We start from the raw sequence: 18007 nt of genomic DNA on the forward strand, positions 1-18007 counted from the left end.
TCACGTGCGGTTCTGCATGGTCGCCGGCAGTGGTCTGGGCCGCTTGTGGAGCGTGCGCTGCTTGTGCCGCAGCGCTTGCGTAGCCGGCCCGGTACCCCTCGTCATAGATCTGGTCCGGTGGCGGCAAGGGCCTGCCCATACTGTCCATTCCGCGCGCTGCCTTGCGGCCCGCTGAACGGCCTATGAAATAGCTGGCTGTGATTGCAGCCAGGAAAAGCAGGAAGACCCCCATCGATCTGCTTCCTTCCGGTGTTTGTGCTCCAGCCGGTATTGGCTCTTGCCTATCCTAGGGTGACGGCGCTCACTTCCCCGGCAAGGGGCGCTCCCGTGGACAAAGGACCTGCATCCCGGTCCGTCGCCGCTGTGTGGAGGAGAGGTCCCGTCCGGCCGCTTCCGCCCCGCCCGGCCTGGCCGGGCCACCCGTTTCCACCGCTGATCCCTACCGCAGCGCAGCCGATTCGCTTCACGGCGGAACCGGACCGCGGGAGGCTGTTCCGACCCGGATACCAAGCTGGTAGCGTCGGCGCACGAGGGGTGGCAGGGGTAGGCACGCAGACAACAGGAAGGCCGTGCGGCCATGTATCTTTCGGTCCTCGGAACGCACGCCGGCATCAGCGGCACAGTGCAGGTTCCCAACTCCAAGTACCACGCCCACCGCGCCCTGATCCTGGCCTCGCTGGCATCCGGCAGCAGCAGGATTTCCGGTCTCACGGATGCCCGGCACGTGCAGTACACAGTGGCCATGCTGCGCCAGCTGGGCACCGGCATTGAGATCGAGGGCGACACATTCGTGGTGCACGGGGGAGCCTACCGGCCGCAGCGGGACACCGTATCGGCGGGGAGTTCGGGAACTACCTTGTACTTCATGGTGGGGCTGGCTGCGCTGGCCGGGCGGGACGTCACAGTGACGGGCCAGAAGTACTTCCAGCGCCGGCCCATCGGGGCACTGCTCGCCGCCCTGCGCGACATGGGCCTGGATGTTTCCTCCACCAATGATTGTCCGCCGATACGGGTCCGCAGCGGCCGCCCGCACGGCGGTGAAGTGCACATCCCCGGAACCCTGTCCCAATGGGTCTCCGGCCTGCTGCTGCTGGCCCCGTTCGCCCGCACGGAAACGACGGTGTTCGTGGACGGCGCTCAGAATGAAAGCAGCTACATAGAGCTGACGATCGCCATGATGCGGCAATTCGGACTGCAGGTCGACGCCGATCCGGACTTCCGGCGTTTTCGGATTCCGCCCAACCAGCAGGCGGTACCCGCGGATCTGCGCATGCCGCCGGACATCGGGTCGGCCGCCTTCGGCGTCGCCGCGGCCGCGCTCCATCCCGCAGACATCACGCTGGCCGGGTTGTCCTCCGCCTCCTCCTCCGGTTCCGACCACCCGGAAGCGGACTTCCTTGACCTGGCGCGTTCCATGGGGGTGCCCCTGGAGCTGGATCCTGCCGCCGGCGCAGTCCGTATCCGGCACGGCGGGCTGCGGCTGCAACCGGTGGAGGTGGACTGCCGCCGCGTACCGGATATGCTTCCGATCCTCTCGGTCATGGCCTGTTTCACCGGCGGCCGCAGCGTCTTCCACCACGTTGACCACGTGCGGATGAAGGAATCAGACCGGGTAGCTGCCATGCTGCAGCTGAACGCGATGGGCGCAGACCTCAGCGTGGAAGGTTCTTCCCTGGTGATCCGCGGTGTGCGCGGCCTGAACGGGTCGGACCTTTCCTCCTTTAACGACCACCGCGTCCTGATGTCCCTTGCCGTTGCAGCCTCCGCAGCAGAGGGCCGCAGCACCCTCACATATCCCAATGCGTATCGGATTTCCTACCCGGAGTACCTGGCCGCCATGACTGCCTTCGGACTGCGCATGGAGGTGCAGGACGGAGTCATCCGCCGTGCGCGCCTGGCCCGTCCGGCGCGCACGGCCCGCGGCAGCAGTGCCCGGACCATCGCCACCCCGGCCGCTGTGGAGGCCGCCGCTGCAGTCACCGGGCCGGATTGGGTGCGCAGGTGGGCTGCGGAACGTCCCAGCGAGACGGCGGTGGTCGACGGCGGTGCCAAGGGATCAGGGCACTTGACCTGGTCGGAGCTGGACACGGCAGCCGACCGTACCGCCGCAGCGCTGCTGGAGCTGGGGGTACAGCCGGGAGACCGCGTGGCCTTCCAGCTGCCCAACTGCAGTGAATTCGTGATTCTCACTGTGGCCTCCCTGCGCATCGGCGCGGTGGCGGCGCCGCTGATGCCCATCTTCCGCGAACGCGAAGTGGCCTTGGCACTGCAGCGTGCACACGCCCGCGTATTCGTCACCCTGCAGGAATTCCGCGGCCGCCGGCCCGCTGCGGAGCTGGCCGGACTGGTCGGGCAACCCGCCCCGGCCGGACCGGAACCGGGCCTGCCCGTGCGGGACGTGCTGGTACTGCGCGCTCCGGGCAGCGCGGATCCCCTCCCCAAGGTCCACGGCGGGCCGCGGTTCAGTGACTGGCACCAGACCCTGGCACAGGCCCGGCCCGATCCCGGCACCCTCTCCCGGTACTCCCCCACGGCGCGCGACGCCGCGCAGCTGCTGTTCACGTCCGGCACCTCCGGCGAGCCCAAGGGCGTTGTGCACCGGCACGGAACGCTGAGCCGGGCCGCAGCCATGGAAGCGGCGCACCTGCGCCTGACCAGTGACGACGCAGTGTTCATCCCCTCGCCCCTGGCGCACCAGACCGGCTTCCTGTACGGCATGTGGCTGTCCTTTGTCCTGGGCTGCCCGCAGATCCTGCAGCCGGTCTGGGACGCGGGACGTGCCCTGCAGCTGATGCACGGCTGGCGCGCCACGTTTGTGCAGGCTGCCACCCCGTTCCTCACGGACCTGGTGCAGGCAGTGGACGCCGGGGCAACAGCTCCGCCCAGCCTGCGCATTTTCGTCAGCACCGGTGCCGCCGTGCCGCGCTATTTGGCCGAACGGGCCACACGCGTGCTGGGTGCCGGGATCTGCGGGGCCTTCGGCACCACTGAAACCTGTTTGGGCACGTTGGCCGCGCCGCAGGACGAACCCGCGAAGGTATGGGGAACCGACGGCCGTCCCCTGGCCGGAGTAAGAACCAGGATTGTTGACGATGACGGCCGGCTGCTTCCGGCCGGTGTCGAAGGAAACTTCGAACTGAGCAGCCCCACGGTCTTTGACGGCTACCTCGACCGCCCGGACCTGACCAAGGAAGTCTTTACCGAAGACGGCTGGTACCGGACCGGCGACACTGCCGTAATGGACAGCGCCGGGTACCTGCGCGTCACCGGCCGGGTCCGGGACATCATCAACCGCGGGGGCGAGAAGATCCCGGTGGCTGAGATTGAGCAACTGCTGTTCCGGCACCCGTCTGTGCTGGACATTGCGCTGGCGGCCATGCCGGACGCACGGCTGGGCGAACGGGCCTGTGCCTTCGTGGTGCCGGTTCCAGGAGCTCCCCTGAGCCTGGCTGACCTCACCGTCTTCCTGGACCGGCACCAGGTGTCCAAGCATTACTGGCCCGAACGCCTGGAGCTGATGGATGCGATACCGCGCAATGCCGTGGGCAAAGTCCAGAAATTCCTCCTGCGGGACATGGCCCGGAACTTCGCCCCGGCAGGCGGGAACGGCCGGGACCCCTCCGTCTCCGGCTGAAGCACCCGGCAAATCAGTGCCTCCCCAACCAGCAATATGAGCGTTATGAGTGAATCGGAGTCCACAGTGACCAGCACAGCCATCACCGCAGACGGACGGGGCAGCAGCGTCCCGGATTCGGAATACCGGGACCTGCTTTCAGCCGTGACCACCTGGGTGGAAGGCCCCGGTGAAGCATGGGCGGAGCGCATCGAGTCCACCGGGCGGGTGCCCGATGCGCTGTGGAAGGAACTGCGGGAAGCAGGTTTCCTCTCCCTTGCGGCACCGGCGGACCTGGGCGGGCGGGGCGTGAGCTTCGTCCAGTGGATGGGATTGATGGAAGTCTTCTCCCGTTCGCACGCCTCCATCCGGATGATCGTGCACGTGGTTAACGGCACCTGGCGGGCCATGAACCCGCATGCCAGCGAACCGCAGCGGGAAAAATACCTGCGTCCCGCCGTCGCCGGCGACCTGGTGGTCGCCTTCACGCTCACCGAGCCCGGCAACGGCACCGGCGCCGACATCACCTCCAGTGTGCGGCGGGAGGGCGACACGTACTATCTCACCGGCCGCAAGCACCTGATCACCTTCGGCGTGCGCTGCGACTACTGGCTGTTGTTCGCCCGGCTCGCCGGCACCACCGGGCGGGACGGCACCGTCGCCCTGCTGGTGGACCGGCATGCCCCCGGCACCATGGTGGAGGACACTTCGGAAACCATGGGCGTGCGGGGCACCGACCATGCCTCCCTGTCTTTCACCGACACACCGGTTCCGGTGGCAAACCGGCTGGGCGCGGAAGGCGACGGGCTGGCCGTGGCCCTGGGCGGCTTCCTGACCCCCAGCCGCATCTCGGTGGCCATGAGCTGCGTGGGCCTGGCCCGGCGCGCCCAGGAGCTTGCAGTCGCCTATGCCCTGGAACGCACCACTTTCGGCCAGCCGCTGGCTGCCCGGCAGGCCGTCGCCTTCGCCCTGGCTGAAAACGCCGCCGACATCGAAGCCGCTCGGGCCCTGACCATGACGGCGGCACAAGCCTGGCAGGACGGCAGCGAGTCTGCCCCCTCGCTGTCCTCCATGGCCAAGCTCACCGCGGTGGACATGCTCACCCGGGTCACGGACAAGGCCCTGCAGGTGCACGGCGGCATCGGCTACTGGAAGAGCATGCCCATTGAACGGGTCTACCGGGACGCCCGTGCCCAGCGGTTCGAAGAAGGAACCAACGAGATCCAGAAGACCGTGATTGCCCGCGACCTGTTCCGCCGCGCGCAGGCACCGGCTGCCGACGACGGCGTCGCGGCCGCCGTCCCCGATCCCGCAGCATCACCGGCCGCCCTGCGCTAATGCCCGCTGCCCGCGTGCCGGAAGTGTCCCTCATCAGGGTCTTCTCCCCCGTTTCCATTGGTTCGCTGCTCCTGCCGCACCGGATAGTGATGGGCTCCATGCACCTGAACAGGGAGGACGACGCCGGTTCCCTCGCAGCGTTCTACCGGGAACGTGCAGCGGGCGGTGCCGCGCTGATCGTGACGGGCGGCGCTGCGGTTAACCGAACGGGTGCCGGCGGCCCCAATTACCTGCTGATCAACGAGCCGGAAGCCGCTGCGGTGCTGGCACCGGTGCTCGACGCCGTCCATGAAGCAGGCGGGCGGCTGGCCCTCCAGCTCTTCCACGCCGGGCGGTACGCCTTCGAATCCACCTACGGACTGCGCCCGGCCGCCCCGTCACAGGTATTCTCCGGTTTCTCCCGGACCATGCCCGCAGAGATGACCGGACCGCAGATCGAGGACACGCTCGCCGACTTCGCTGCCGCAGCGGCCCGGGCCCGGGAACTCGGATTCGATGCGGTGGAGATCATGGGGTCCGAAGGCTACCTGATCAACCAGTTTGCCTCGCCCCTGACCAACCTGCGCCGGGACCGCTGGGGCGGCGATCCTGTGCGGCGGCAGGCCTTCCCGCTGGCGGTGCTGCAGTCGGTGCGCTCCGCCGTCGGCAGCACCTTCCCGGTGATTTTCCGCACCTCGGGCGCCGACTTCGTGGAGGGCTCCAGCAGCATCGGAGAGTCGGCTGACTTGGCCGTTGAGCTGGCCCGGGCCGGAGCCGACGCCCTCAACATCGGCATTGGCTGGCACGAATCCACCGTGCCGTCCGTGCAGGCGATGGTTCCCCACGGCCACTGGATGGGGATTGCCGGCGGCATCCGGGCAGCCCTGGCCGCAGCCGACGTGCCGGTACCGGTGATTGGCAGCAACCGGATCAACTCACTGCCGCTGGCAGAACAGGCGCTTGCTGCCGGCCACGCCGACCTGGTCTCCATGGCGCGGCCGTTCCTCGCCGACCCGGACATCGTGGCGAAGTCCCGGCGCGGAGATGCGCGGCTGGTGAACACCTGCATCGCCTGCAATGAAGCCTGCATTGACCGCTCGCTGGGTGCCGACCCGGTCTCCTGCCTGGTCAACCCGAGGGCCGGGCGGGAGAACTACTTCCCGCTGCTCCGCCGGCGGGAACTCCGAAACAGTGCCGCGGTGGCCGTAGTGGGTGCGGGACCGGCAGGGATGCAGGCAGCAGCCACCTTGGCGGACGCCGGGCACCGGGTGGACCTCTATGAGGAAGCAGACGGCATCGGCGGGCAGTTCCGGCTGGCCGGCCAGGTGCCGGGGAAAGCGGACTTCCTGCAGACCATCCGCTACTTCGGCAACGAACTACCGCGGCTGGGTGTCCGGATCAGGTGCGGGACCGCCCCCACGGCCCCGGTCTTGGCCGGCTACGCGCACGTCCTGCTGGCAACCGGTGTGCGTCCGCGGCCGGTACCGCTGCCCCGTACCGGAAACATCCCCGTACTGGACTACCGCCGTGCCTTTGCCGACGCTGAGCTGCTCGGCAACCGGGTGGTGGTTATCGGGGCAGGCGGAATCGGCGTCGACCTGGCCCGACTTCTGGTGGAGTACGCCGGGACCGGACCCCGCCGGGTCACCATCCTGCGCCGCGGCGCGCGTGTCGGTGCGGGCATCGGCCCGTCAACCCGCTGGGCAGTCCTGCAGGAACTGCGGGAAGCGGGGGTGCGCACCATGGCCCACACCGTTCCCCTGGAACTGCGCTCCGGCGGGCTCCTGGTCCGGGACGAGGCGGGAAACCGGACAGTGCTGCCGGCCGACGCCGTCGTCCTGGCCGCCGGACAGGTGCCGCACAACCCGCTGCAGGGGCACCTCGAGGCGGCCGGTGCACCGTTTACCGTTATCGGCGGGGCACGTGACGCGTCGGGGCTCAACGCCGTGCGTGCCTTCGAACAGGGACTGGCCGCAGCCACGGATCTTATCCGGTCCCTGGCCCGCACCCCGGCGGCGTCCGGAGTTGAAACCCCCGGGTTTAAACGCAGCAGGACCCCGCTGCCATAAGCAACGGGGCCCTGCTAAGAACCGAAAAGGTTCAGGCTAGAACATCAAAATTACTTGATGATCTTGGTGACGCGGCCTGATCCAACGGTGCGGCCGCCTTCGCGGATAGCGAAGCCGAGGCCCTCTTCCATAGCGATCGGCTGGATGAGCTCAACGGTCATCTCAGTGTTATCGCCGGGCATAACCATTTCAGTGCCCTCGGGGAGGGTGATGACGCCGGTTACGTCCGTGGTACGGAAGTAGAACTGCGGGCGGTAGTTCGAGTAGAACGGGTTGTGGCGTCCGCCTTCATCCTTGGACAGGATGTAGACGTTGGCCTCGAAATCGGTGTGCGGGGTAATGGAACCCGGCTTCACGATGACCTGGCCACGCTCTACGTCTTCGCGCTTGATGCCGCGGAGCAGCAGGCCACAGTTCTCGCCGGCCCATGCTTCGTCAAGCTGCTTGTGGAACATCTCGATACCGGTAACCGTGGTCTTCTGGACCGGACGGATGCCGACGATCTCGACCTCGGAGTTGATGGCGAGGGTACCGCGCTCGGCGCGGCCCGTGACAACGGTTCCACGACCGGTGATCGTGAAGACGTCCTCGATCGGCATCAGGAACGGCTTGTCCTTGTCGCGGATCGGGTCCGGCACGTTGTTGTCAACGGCGTCCATCAGCTCTTCGACGGAAGCAACCCACTTGGGGTCGCCTTCCAGGGCCTTCAGGCCCGAAACGCGGACGACGGGAGCGTTGTCCCCGTCGAATTCCTGGGAGCTCAGCAGTTCGCGAACTTCCATTTCCACGAGGTCGAGCAGTTCTTCGTCGTCAACCATGTCGGACTTGTTCAGTGCGACCAGCAGGTAGGGAACGCCCACCTGGCGGGCGAGCAGAACGTGCTCGCGGGTCTGGGCCATCGGACCGTCGGTAGCGGCAACCACGAGGATTGCGCCGTCCATCTGAGCTGCACCAGTGATCATGTTCTTGATGTAGTCAGCGTGGCCGGGAGCGTCTACGTGTGCGTAGTGGCGCTTCTCGGTCTGGTACTCGATGTGCGAGATGTTGATGGTGATACCGCGCTGGCGCTCTTCAGGTGCAGAGTCGATAGCAGCGAAATCGCGCTTTTCGTTCAGATCAGGGTACTTGTCAGCAAGCACCTTCGAAATGGCAGCGGTCAACGTGGTCTTGCCATGGTCAACGTGACCAATGGTGCCGATGTTGACGTGCGGCTTAGTCCGCTCGAACTTTGCCTTCGCCACGGGTTCCTCCTAGAGAGTTAGAAGACTCAATCTCCAGCCGCGCTTTTCGCAACTGAAACTGATGTAAGTCTACTGGGGGCTGTTTATTTGATGAAATTGCCGATTTCCGCAGCAGCCTGGCGAGGCCGCTCAGTTTGGCTATGCGCCCGGTCCGGGCCGAAACCCGGACCGGGCACACACGGCGGGTGTCCCGGCGTAAACCGTTCCACCCTCCAAGTTTTACTCGCCGCGCGTCTTCTGGATGATCTCGTCGGCAACTGCCTTCGGGACCTCGGCGTAGCTGTTGAAGGACATGGAGTACACGGCGCGGCCCTGGGTCTTGGACCGCAGGTCGCCGATGTAACCGAACATGCCGGACAGCGGGACGTGCGCCCGGATGACCTTTACGCCGGCTGCATCTTCCATGGACTGCATCTGGCCGCGGCGGGAGTTGATGTCACCGATGACTTCACCCATGTATTCCTCAGGGGTGCGGACTTCTACATCCATCAGCGGTTCCAGCAGGACCGGGTTGGCCATCCGTGCAGCTTCCTTGAAGGCCTGGCGTCCGGCAATCTTGAACGCCATTTCCGAGGAGTCGACGTCGTGGTACGCGCCGTCAAGCAGCGTGGCCTTGATGCCGACAACCGGGTAACCGGCGAGCACACCGTCAGTGAGGGCGCTCTGGATACCCTGGTCAACGGAGGGGATGTATTCGCGCGGAACACGACCACCGGTGACCTTGTTCTCGAATTCGTAGAACGTGCCGTCGGAAGTATCCAGCGGCTCGATCGCGATCTGGATCTTTGCGAACTGACCCGAACCACCGGTCTGCTTCTTGTGCGTGTAGTCGTGCTTGGCGACTGCACGGCGGATGGTCTCGCGGTAAGCCACCTGGGGCTTGCCCACGTTGGCCTCCACGCGGAACTCGCGGCGCATGCGGTCCACCAGGATGTCCAGGTGGAGCTCGCCCATGCCGGCGATGATCGTCTGACCTGTGTCTTCGTCGAGGGAGACCTGGAAGGTCGGGTCCTCTTCGGAGAGCTTCTGGATGGCCGTGGAGAGCTTCTCCTGGTCACCCTTGGTCTTCGGCTCGATGGCCACGGAAATCACGGGCTCCGGGAAGCTCATGGATTCCAGCACGATCGGGTCCTGCAGGTCGCACAGGGTATCGCCCGTGGTCGTATCCTTCAGGCCGATAGCGGCGTAAATGTGGCCCGTCGTGATTTCCTCGACCGGGTTTTCCTTGTTGGCGTGCATCTGGAAGAGCTTTCCGATGCGCTCCTTCTTCTGCTTGGTCGCGTTCATGACCTGGGCGCCGGAAGCAGCGTGACCGGAGTACACGCGGATGTAGGTCAGGCGGCCGAAGAACGGGTGCGTGACAACCTTGAAAGCCAGGGCGGAGAACGGAGCGTTGGCATCAGCGGCGCGCTCGAGGATGACCTCTTCGTCGCGGATGTCGTGGCCCTTGATGTTCGGCACGTCCAGCGGGCTGGGCAGGTAGTCGACGACGGCGTCCAGCATCGGCTGCACACCGCGGTTCTTGAAGGCAGAGCCGCACAGAACCGGGTAGACCTCGGAGTTGATGGTCAGCTTGCGGATGCCGGCCTTCAGCTCCGCAATGCTGATCTCTTCGCCTTCGAGGTACTTGTTCATCAGTTCGTCGCTGGCTTCAGCAACGGTCTCGACCAGCTGTGCGCGGTACTCTTCGGCCTTTTCCTGCAGGTCTGCGGGGATCGGCTCGATTTCGTACTTGGCGCCCATGGTCACGTCACCCTTGGCGTCGCCGCGCCAGGTCAGGGCACGCATTTCGATGAGGTCAACGACGCCCTCGAATTCGCTCTCGGAGCCGATCGGCAGCTGGAGAACCAGCGGCTTGGCGCCCAGGCGGTTGATGATCGTGTCTACGGTGAAGTAGAAGTCAGCGCCCAGCTTGTCCATCTTGTTGACGAAGCAGATGCGCGGCACATCGTACTTATCGGCCTGACGCCAAACAGTCTCGGACTGCGGCTCAACGCCTTCCTTGCCGTCGAAGACAGCGACGGCGCCGTCGAGGACGCGCAGGGACCGCTCAACCTCGACAGTGAAGTCAACGTGACCCGGGGTGTCGATGATGTTGATCTGGTTGTTGTCCCAGTAACACGTGGTAGCTGCGGAGGTAATGGTGATACCCCGCTCCTGCTCCTGTGCCATCCAGTCCATGGTGGACGCACCGTCGTGGGTCTCGCCAATCTTGTGGTTGACACCCGTGTAGAACAGGATGCGCTCGGTTGTAGTCGTCTTGCCGGCATCAATGTGGGCCATGATGCCGATGTTGCGGACCTTGTTCAGGTCGGTAAGCACGTCAAGTGCCACGGTTTCTCCCTATATTTGGTGTTTGCCGGTTCGACTGCGTTTATCTGCTTCGGGCCCCGCACCCCGCCTAAGCGGAATGCAGGGCCTCGAAGGAGGGGCCGCCGTCGGCCAGGCTTTTTACCAGCGGTAGTGCGCGAAGGCCTTGTTGGACTCAGCCATCTTGTGGGTGTCCTCGCGGCGCTTCACAGCTGCACCGAGACCGTTGGAAGCGTCCAGGATTTCGTTGCGGAGACGCTCGGTCATGGTCTTCTCGCGGCGGGCCTTCGAGTAGCCAACCAGCCAGCGCAGGGCCAGTGCGGTTGCACGGCCCGGCTTGACCTCAACGGGAACCTGGTAGGTGGCGCCGCCAACGCGGCGGGACTTAACCTCAAGGCTGGGCTTGATGTTGTCCATGGCCTTCTTCAGGGCTGCAACCGGATCCTGTCCGGTCTTCTCCTGAGCGCCTGCAAGTGCACCGTAGACGATGCGCTCTGCGGTGGACTTCTTGCCGTCGATCAGAACCTTGTTGATCAGCTGCGTGACCAGCGGGGAGCCGTAGACGGGATCCAGTACGAGCGGCCGCTTGGGGGCCGGACCCTTGCGGGGCATATTACTTCTTCTCCATCTTCGCGCCGTAGCGGCTGCGAGCCTGCTTGCGGTTCTTGACACCCTGGGTATCGAGGGCACCGCGGACAATCTTGTAGCGGACACCGGGAAGGTCCTTCACACGGCCGCCGCGCACCAGCACGATGGAGTGTTCCTGAAGGTTGTGACCCACACCGGGGATGTAAGCGGTTACTTCGATGCCGCCGTTGAGGCGGACACGTGCAACCTTACGCAGAGCCGAGTTCGGCTTCTTCGGGGTGGTGGTGTAAACGCGGGTGCAGACACCACGGCGCATCGGGCTGCCCTGGAGGGCAGGAGCCTTGGTCTTGGAGACCTTGGGTGAGCGGCCCTTGCGGACCAGCTGCTGAATCGTAGGCACTTTCGTGTTCTCCGTTTTTTCTCGAGATAATTCTCTGGTTGCCCCGCCCCGCTGCCGGCTGAAACCAACCAGGGGGCGACGCGCTTAAAGTCGTTGCCGCAATGCCCCGAGAAGTTCCGATACTCTCGCCGAAAGCGACCGTAGGCGTGCAAAAGTGTGGCATTCGTTGCGCAAGAAGCCCGCAACCCGGAAACAGGCCCGCCCATTCCTTCCGGAATGCATTCCTCCGAGTATCTCACCACGGAGGGCACGCGAGCGGCCTTCATCCACTGCCACACAAACAATTGGCTTTCAGTCTAGCAGACTTAAGCGGAGCCGGACGAAAGTGCGGCAGGGATCACATTCTGCTTGGCCCTGTCCCGCTAGCTTTGCGCCGCCAGGGCGGCCGTAATGGTGGCCGACGCCTGCTGCAGGTGCGGCACAACCCTGGCCGCTGCTTCCTCCAGTGTAGGCGCTTCGGTTCCGAGGCCTGCCTGCATGGAGGTGTTCAGCGCAGCCAGCACCTGCCCGCGGGGGTCGAATATCGGTACGGCCACCGAGCGCAGGCCCTGCTCCAGTTCCTGGTCCACAATGGCCCAGCCCTGTTCCCGCACCCGGGCAACCATACTCCGGAGCCGGTCCGGATCGGTCACCGTCCGGTCAGTCAGCGGCCGCAGCTCAACCGTGGCCAGGTACTCTTCGAACCGGTCCCCGGACAGGCCGGCCAGCAGCACCCGCCCCATGGAGGTGGCGTAGGCCGGAAACCTGGTGCCCACGCTGATGCCCACGGTCATCAGCCGGCGGGTGTGGATTCGGGCTATGTACACAATCTCGTTGCCGTCCAGGATGGAGGCGGAGGTGGACTCCGAAATCGCCCGTGAAAGGTCCTCCAGGACCGGTTGGGCCAGCTGGGGAAGGGACTGGCCCGACAGGTAGGAATACCCCAACTGCAGCACCAGCGCCGTCAGCTCGAAGGTCCGCCCGTCGGTCCGCACATAGCCGAGCTCCACCAGGGTGAGCAGGAAACGGCGGGCCGTGGCACGGGTCAGGCCCGTCCGGCGCGAGACGTCGCTGAGCGTCATCTGCACGTGCTCGGCGTCGAACGCGCGGATCACCTGCAGGCCCCGGGCCAGGGACTGGACGTACTGGTCGCTGGCCGGTGCGGTCCCGCTCATTTATCCCCCATGGTGTAGGCCTAGCTGCCGGCGTTGCCGCGAATCAGCTCAATGTCCATTGCTGCGGCCAGTTCCTCGAAGGTGGTGCCGAAGGTCTCGCGGACGTGGACCCCGTCTTCCTTCAGCAGGAAGACCGCCTCATTAGTGTAGACGCGCGTGACACAGCCGACGCCGGTCAGCGGGTAGCTGCATTCCTTCACCAGCTTGCTCGCACCGTCCCTGGTGAACAGGTTCATCATGACGTAGACGTCCTTGGCCCCGGTGGCCAGGTCCATGGCGCCGCCGACGGCGGGGATGGCGTCCGGCGCCCCGGTATGCCAGTTGGCCAAGTCACCGGAGGCAGATACCTGGAAGGCGCCAAGGACGCACACATCCAGGTGGCCGCCGCGCATGACGGCGAAGGAGTCGGCGTGGTGGAAGTAGGAGGCGCCGGGCAGTTCGGTCACCGGAATCTTGCCGGCGTTGATCAGGTCCGGGTCCACCTCGTCACCGTGCGCCTGGGGTCCCATGCCGAGCATGCCGTTCTCGGTGTGCAGGGTGATGTTCTGCTCCGGCTTCAAAAAGTCCGACACCAGGGTGGGCTGTCCGATGCCCAGGTTCACGAAGGACCCCGGGGCGATGTCCGCAGCTACAAGGGCTGCCAGGGCGTTTTTGTCCAGCTTTTCCGTGGTGCTCATGCTGCGGCCGGTGCTTCCTCCCGGTCCACGCGGACCAGGGTGTTGACGTAGATTCCCGGGGTCACGACGGTCTCGGGGTCTATCTGCCCGGTGTCCACTATCTCGCGGACCTGCACCATGGCGTGCTTCGCCGCCGCAGCCATGATCGGACCGAAGTTCCGTGCGGTCTTGCGGTACACGAGGTTGCCGGCGCGGTCCGCCCGCAGGGCCTTGACCAGGGCAAAGTCGGCATGAAGCGGCGTTTCGAAGACGTAGCCGCGGCCGTCGATCATCCGGGTTTCCTTGCCTTCGGCCAGCGGCGTGCCGAAGGCCGTGGGCGTGAAGAAACCGCCGATGCCGGCGCCGGCGGCCCGGATGCGTTCGGCCAGGTTGCCCTGCGGCACCAGTTCCAGTTCAATCTCCCCGGCCCGGTATCGGGCGTCGAAGATCTGCGAGTCGGACTGCCGGGGGAAGGAGCACACGATCTTCTTCACCCGCCCGGCGCCGATGAGCGCTGCCAGGCCCTGCTCCCCGTTGCCGGCGTTGTTGTTCACGACGGTCAGGTTGGCTGCTCCCTGGCGCAGCAGCGCTTCGATCAGTTCCACGGGCTGCCCGGCACGGCCGAACCCGCCGATCATCACGGTGGCGCCGTCGTGTATGGGCGCCACGGCCTCATCTGCGTCCTGGACTATCTTGAGCACGGTGTCTTCCTTACGGTTGAGCGGCGGGGCGGGTCAATTGGCGTTTTCCAGCACGACGGCGAGGCCTTGGCCGACGCCGATGCAGATGGCGGCCACGCCCCAGCGTTCCCCGGATTCCTGCAGCCGGCGGGCCAAGGTGCCCAGGATGCGGGCGCCGGAAGCCCCCAACGGGTGCCCGATCGCTACCGCACCGCCCCAGGCGTTGACGATCCCGGGGTCCACGTCCCACGCATCCAGGCATGCCAGGGACTGGGCGGCAAAGGCCTCGTTCAGTTCCACGGCGCCAACATCGCCCCAGCTGATGCCGGCGCGTTTCAGTGCGGTGTTGGCTGCTTCCACCGGTGCGTAGCCGAAGAACTGCGGTTCATTGGCGGCGGCGCCGCGGCCTGCGATGCGGGCCAGCGGCGCCAGCCCCAGGATCCCGGCCGCACTTTCGCTGCCCACCCAGGCCGCGGAGGCGCCGTCGTTCAGGGGCGAGGCGTTGCCGGCGGTCACTGTGCCGCCGGACGCGTCGTCGGACGCCGGGCGGAAGACAGTGCGCAGGGTCGCGAGCTTCTCCGTGGTGGACCCTGCGCGGATGCTTTCATCCCTGGCCAAGTCCACGCCATCGACGGCGACGGTCAGGTTCGCGTACTTGCCCTCGTCCCATGCCCGGGCCGCCGAGGCATGGGAGGCGGCGGCGAATTCGTCCTGCCGTTCGCGGGTGATGCCGTACTTCTCCCGAAGCTGCTCGGTGGCCTCGCCCAGGGACACCGTCCATTCCTTCGGCATGGCCGGGTTGACCAGGCGCCAGCCCAAGGTCGTGGAGGCAAGGGCGGCGTCACCGGCGGGATACGGCAACTCGTTCTTGGGCAACACCCAGGGGGCGCGGCTCATGGACTCCACGCCGCCGATGAGCATCAGGTCCGCCTCCGAGGTGTTGATCTGGCGGGAGGCAATCATTGCCGCATCCAGCGAGGACCCGCAGAGCCGGTTGACGGTGGTGCCCGGAATGGAGGTCGGCAGTCCCGCCAGCAGGGCCGCCATGCGCGCAACGTTGCGGTTTTCCTCACCCGCGCCGTTGGCATTGCCGAAGACCACTTCATCGATCCGTTCCGGGTCCAGTTCCGGTGCCCGGGAGACGGCTGCCCGGATCACCTGGGCGGCCAGGTCATCGGGGCGGACGCCGGCGAGGGCGCCGCCGAATTTCCCGAAAGGGGTACGGACTGCGTCGTAGATATATGCCTGGTTCACCGGTGCTCCTTTGAAACGTGCTGCGAAGAAACTGGAATCGGAACGTTCGGACTGTTGGGTCTGGCTCGTTGCGCGGCTACGCCTCGGCGTCGATGTCCCGGAACACGCCCTGCGCCGTCTTGAACGCCGAGTTGGCTGCCGGGACGCCGCAGTAGATGGCGGACTGCAGCACAATCTCCTTGATCTCGTCGCGGCTGAGGCCGTTGCGCAGGGCCGCCCTGACGTGCATGGCGAACTCCTCCAAGTGGCCGTGCGCGATCAGGGCGGTGAGGGTGACGGCGCTGCGCATAGTGCGCGGCAGGCCCGGCCGGGTCCAGATGGTGCCCCACGCGTACTGGGTGATCAGGTCCTGGAAGTCGGCGGTGAACCCGTCCTTGCCGGCGTTGGCACGGTCCACGTGCTCGGGGCCGAGGACTTCCCGTCGGACGGCCATGCCCTCGTTGTACACGTCCTGCCGGCTCTTGTCTCCGTCTGCGATCACGGGCTAGATCCCTTCCAGGTACTGGGCGCCGAAGAAGTCCTTCAGCAGCTGCGCGGTTTGGGCCGGCTGTTCGGCCGGGACCAGGTGGGCGGCCTCGTTGACGACGGCGGCTGTGCCGTTGGTGACACGGTCCGCGATCAGGTCTGCAAACGAGGGCGGCGTGACGGCGTCTTCGGCGCCGGCGACGGCGAGCACCGGCACCGTGATGTCCGGCAGGCGTTCGCGGACGTCGAAGTTGGCGAGAGCGGAGCAGCAGTAAGCGTAGGAGAACCGGTCTGCATCCTGCAGCGAGTGCAGCAGGGCTGCGGCGGCGGCTGGTTCGCGCTCCATGAAGCCGGGCGCGAACCAGCGCTGTGCGGACCCCGTGATTTGCGTGGGGGTGCCCTGGGCGCGCACGGTGTCCGCACGCTCTTCCCAGCCCTCGGCGTCGCCAATCTTGGCACCCGAACACATCACGGCTAGCCCGTCGAACAGGTCGCCGTGGTCCAGGCCCAGCTGCAGTCCCACGGCGCCACCCAGGGACACGCCGGCGTAAAACACCGGGACGCCGGCGGCAATGTCCCCGGAACGGCGGGCACCGCGGACGAGGTCCGCGACGGCCGCCGCCAGGTCGTCGATGCTGAAGCCGTCCCCTGCGGCGGGGCTGGCGCCGTGGCCGGGAAGATCCCAGCCGATAACCGTAAAGGTGTCAAGGGCTGCTGCCGCCCGGTTCCATAGCGGCAGGGCTGTCGTTCCCAGCGAAGGCCCGGCGATCAGCACGGGAGCACCGGGCCCGGTGAGGCGGGTTGCCTTGATGGCGGGGATGCTCATGCGCTCGGCTTTCCGGGGTAGGCGGCGGTGATCCGTTCAATCAGCGCTGCCGCCTCCCCAAGGTATTGGGCGGGGTCGAGGAGGGACAACAGGTCCGCGTCGGAGAGCACCTGCACCGGCACGACGCCGCGCAGCAGCTTTTCGAAGGGCTCCCCGGAGCTGAGCGAGGCGGCAACTGCCTCGGAGATTATCTCCTTGCCGCTTCCCGGCTTGCCGTTGCGCTCCATGTGGTCATCGAGCAGCGGCGCCGCAACGGCCATGATCTTCTCGCTGACCACCAGCGGCCCGGCACTGTCCAGGTTCCGAGCCAGCGCCCCGGTGTGCACCTGCAGCCCCTCGGCCAGTTCAGCCAGGTGGGCTGCCGCTCCCCCGGCCAGGCGCAGCATGGAGCGCAGGGCCTGCCACTCCACGTGCCAGGACCCGCTGGGACGCTCGTCGTCTGCTGCCGCCGCGGCGGCCTGCAGCTGCACCCCGTGGCCAGGCGCGGCCAGCGCGGCGCTGCGGATCAGGACGGACAGGACCGGGTTCTGCTTCTGCGGCATGGCCGAGGAACCGCCGCGCCCGGCGGCACGGGGTTCGGATACCTCGCCGATCTCGGGGCGGCTGAGCAGCAGGACGTCGTTGGCCATTTTCCCGGCGGCAGCGGTGAAGTCCTGCAGGGCGTTGCCCAGGGCGGTGACGGGAAGCCGGTTGGTCTGCCACGGCGCCACGGGGTGGGACAGCCCGAGCGCGTCAGCAAGGCGTTCGGTGAGGTCGAAACTGCTGATCCGTCCACCTTCGGGCTGTGCGCCGGCAGCCGCCGTGGTGAGGGCAGCGAGGGTACCCGAGGCACCGCCCCACTGCAGGGGCAGGGCAGCGGCCGCGGTGCGCAGGTTCGTGGTGGCCTGCCCGACGCCGTGCAGCCACTGGGCGGCGCGCAGGCCGAAGGTTGACGGCGTCGAATGCTGGGTCAGGGTCCGGGCCACGCACAGCGTTGCGGCATGCTCCCGGGCCAGGTTTCCCAGCGCTGCGGCGGCGCGGTCCGCGTCGGCCGCAATGACGTCCAGTGCGCGGCGGGACATCAGCATCAGCGCGGTGTCCATAACGTCCTGGCTGGTGGCGCCGCGGTGGACTGCGGCGGCCGCTGCAGCTCCCCCCGGCCCGGACCGCACCCGTGCGCGCAGGTCGGCCAGCAGCGGTATTACCGGGTTCCCGCCGCCCTGGGCACGCACGGCCAGGGACGCGGCGTCGTACTGGGACGCGTCACTTGCCTCGGCCACCGCTTCGGGAGCGGAGGGGCCGGCCAGGCCGGCGGCGGCCAGCACCCGCACCCATTCCAGTTCAACATCCAGGAGGGTTTGGAGCAGCTGCCGGTCTCCGGTCAGCTCCGCCGCGGGCGTCCCTGCCCAGGCCGGCGCGAGCAGCCCGTAGTCGGCGCTCTGTGCAGCATCCATG

14 protein-coding genes are annotated in these 18007 nt (G+C 66.7%); 3 read left to right on the forward strand and 11 right to left on the reverse strand.

Annotated elements, in window-relative coordinates:
- Nucleotides 1-577 precede the first annotated feature (577 nt).
- From aroA to LOC57_RS01445, 3 genes are read left to right on the forward strand one after another with little or no spacing between them, the layout of a single operon-like run.
- On the forward strand, nt 578-3634 hold the full coding sequence (gene aroA, locus LOC57_RS01435; RefSeq protein WP_229957669.1) for a 3-phosphoshikimate 1-carboxyvinyltransferase: 3057 nt from the start codon (nt 578-580) through the stop codon (nt 3632-3634).
- 45 nt (nt 3635-3679) lie between these two features.
- The gene (locus LOC57_RS01440; protein ID WP_229957671.1) at nt 3680-4951 is read left to right on the forward strand and encodes an acyl-CoA dehydrogenase family protein; all 1272 of its coding nucleotides are present in this window, start codon (nt 3680-3682) and stop codon (nt 4949-4951) included.
- Nucleotides 4951-6999, forward strand: coding sequence for an oxidoreductase (locus LOC57_RS01445; protein ID WP_229957673.1), 2049 nt, complete (start codon nt 4951-4953; stop codon nt 6997-6999). Before LOC57_RS01440 ends, LOC57_RS01445 begins: the two co-directional genes overlap by 1 nt.
- 50 nt (nt 7000-7049) lie before the next feature.
- Here the strand turns inward: LOC57_RS01445 and tuf are convergent, their stop codons facing one another.
- The 11 genes from tuf to LOC57_RS01500 form a co-directional block, all read right to left on the reverse strand.
- Entirely contained in the window at nt 7050-8240 is a 1191-nt protein-coding gene (gene tuf, locus LOC57_RS01450; protein WP_227892319.1) for an elongation factor Tu, read from the reverse strand.
- A gap of 219 nt (nt 8241-8459) precedes the next feature.
- Complete coding sequence (gene fusA / locus LOC57_RS01455) at nt 8460-10574, reverse strand: elongation factor G (protein ID WP_227912797.1); 2115 nt, start codon at nt 10572-10574, stop codon at nt 8460-8462.
- A gap of 117 nt (nt 10575-10691) precedes the next feature.
- Nucleotides 10692-11162 carry a 30S ribosomal protein S7 gene (gene rpsG / locus LOC57_RS01460; protein WP_227903869.1) on the reverse strand — a complete coding sequence of 157 codons (471 nt, stop codon included), beginning with the start codon at nt 11160-11162 and terminating at the stop codon, nt 10692-10694.
- A 1-nt stretch (nt 11163) separates the two neighbouring features.
- Nucleotides 11164-11538 (reverse strand): 30S ribosomal protein S12, encoded by a 375-nt coding sequence (gene rpsL / locus LOC57_RS01465; protein WP_104052742.1) that lies wholly within the window; start codon nt 11536-11538, stop codon nt 11164-11166.
- A 362-nt stretch (nt 11539-11900) separates the two neighbouring features.
- Nucleotides 11901-12692 carry an IclR family transcriptional regulator domain-containing protein gene (locus LOC57_RS01470; protein ID WP_227912796.1) on the reverse strand — a complete coding sequence of 264 codons (792 nt, stop codon included), beginning with the start codon at nt 12690-12692 and terminating at the stop codon, nt 11901-11903.
- Between the two features lie 20 nt (nt 12693-12712).
- Nucleotides 12713-13369 carry a 3-oxoacid CoA-transferase subunit B gene (locus LOC57_RS01475; RefSeq protein ID WP_227912795.1) on the reverse strand — a complete coding sequence of 219 codons (657 nt, stop codon included), beginning with the start codon at nt 13367-13369 and terminating at the stop codon, nt 12713-12715.
- Entirely contained in the window at nt 13366-14049 is a 684-nt protein-coding gene (locus LOC57_RS01480; protein ID WP_229957675.1) for a 3-oxoacid CoA-transferase subunit A, read from the reverse strand. The genes LOC57_RS01475 and LOC57_RS01480 overlap by 4 nt, the downstream gene beginning before the upstream one ends.
- 33 nt (nt 14050-14082) lie before the next feature.
- Nucleotides 14083-15282, reverse strand: a complete 1200-nt coding sequence (locus tag LOC57_RS01485) for a thiolase family protein (RefSeq protein ID WP_229957677.1) — start codon at nt 15280-15282, stop codon at nt 14083-14085.
- Between the two features lie 76 nt (nt 15283-15358).
- A complete protein-coding gene (pcaC, locus tag LOC57_RS01490; RefSeq protein ID WP_227912792.1) occupies nt 15359-15763 on the reverse strand; it encodes a 4-carboxymuconolactone decarboxylase in 405 nt (134 codons plus the stop codon).
- 3 nt (nt 15764-15766) lie between these two features.
- Entirely contained in the window at nt 15767-16573 is an 807-nt protein-coding gene (locus LOC57_RS01495; protein WP_229957679.1) for an alpha/beta fold hydrolase, read from the reverse strand.
- Complete coding sequence (locus tag LOC57_RS01500) at nt 16570-18006, reverse strand: lyase family protein (protein ID WP_229957680.1); 1437 nt, start codon at nt 18004-18006, stop codon at nt 16570-16572. Before LOC57_RS01500 ends, LOC57_RS01495 begins: the two co-directional genes overlap by 4 nt.
- Nucleotide 18007 lies beyond the last annotated feature (1 nt).

It is taken from the genome of Arthrobacter sp. zg-Y750 (assembly GCF_020907365.1).
GTDB lineage: Bacteria > Actinomycetota > Actinomycetes > Actinomycetales > Micrococcaceae > Arthrobacter_B.

Coding starts and splice junctions, on each gene's coding strand:
- aroA (WP_229957669.1), top strand. CDS start 578: ATGTATCTTTCGGTCCTCGGAACGCACGCCGGCATCAGCGGCACAGTG.
- LOC57_RS01440 (WP_229957671.1), top strand. CDS start 3,680: ATGAGTGAATCGGAGTCCACAGTGACCAGCACAGCCATCACCGCAGAC.
- LOC57_RS01445 (WP_229957673.1), top strand. CDS start 4,951: ATGCCCGCTGCCCGCGTGCCGGAAGTGTCCCTCATCAGGGTCTTCTCC.
- rpsG (WP_227903869.1), bottom strand. CDS start 11,162: ATGCCCCGCAAGGGTCCGGCCCCCAAGCGGCCGCTCGTACTGGATCCC.
- LOC57_RS01470 (WP_227912796.1), bottom strand. CDS start 12,692: ATGAGCGGGACCGCACCGGCCAGCGACCAGTACGTCCAGTCCCTGGCC.
- LOC57_RS01475 (WP_227912795.1), bottom strand. CDS start 13,369: ATGAGCACCACGGAAAAGCTGGACAAAAACGCCCTGGCAGCCCTTGTA.
- LOC57_RS01495 (WP_229957679.1), bottom strand. CDS start 16,573: ATGAGCATCCCCGCCATCAAGGCAACCCGCCTCACCGGGCCCGGTGCT.
- LOC57_RS01500 (WP_229957680.1), bottom strand. CDS start 18,006: ATGGATGCTGCACAGAGCGCCGACTACGGGCTGCTCGCGCCGGCCTGG.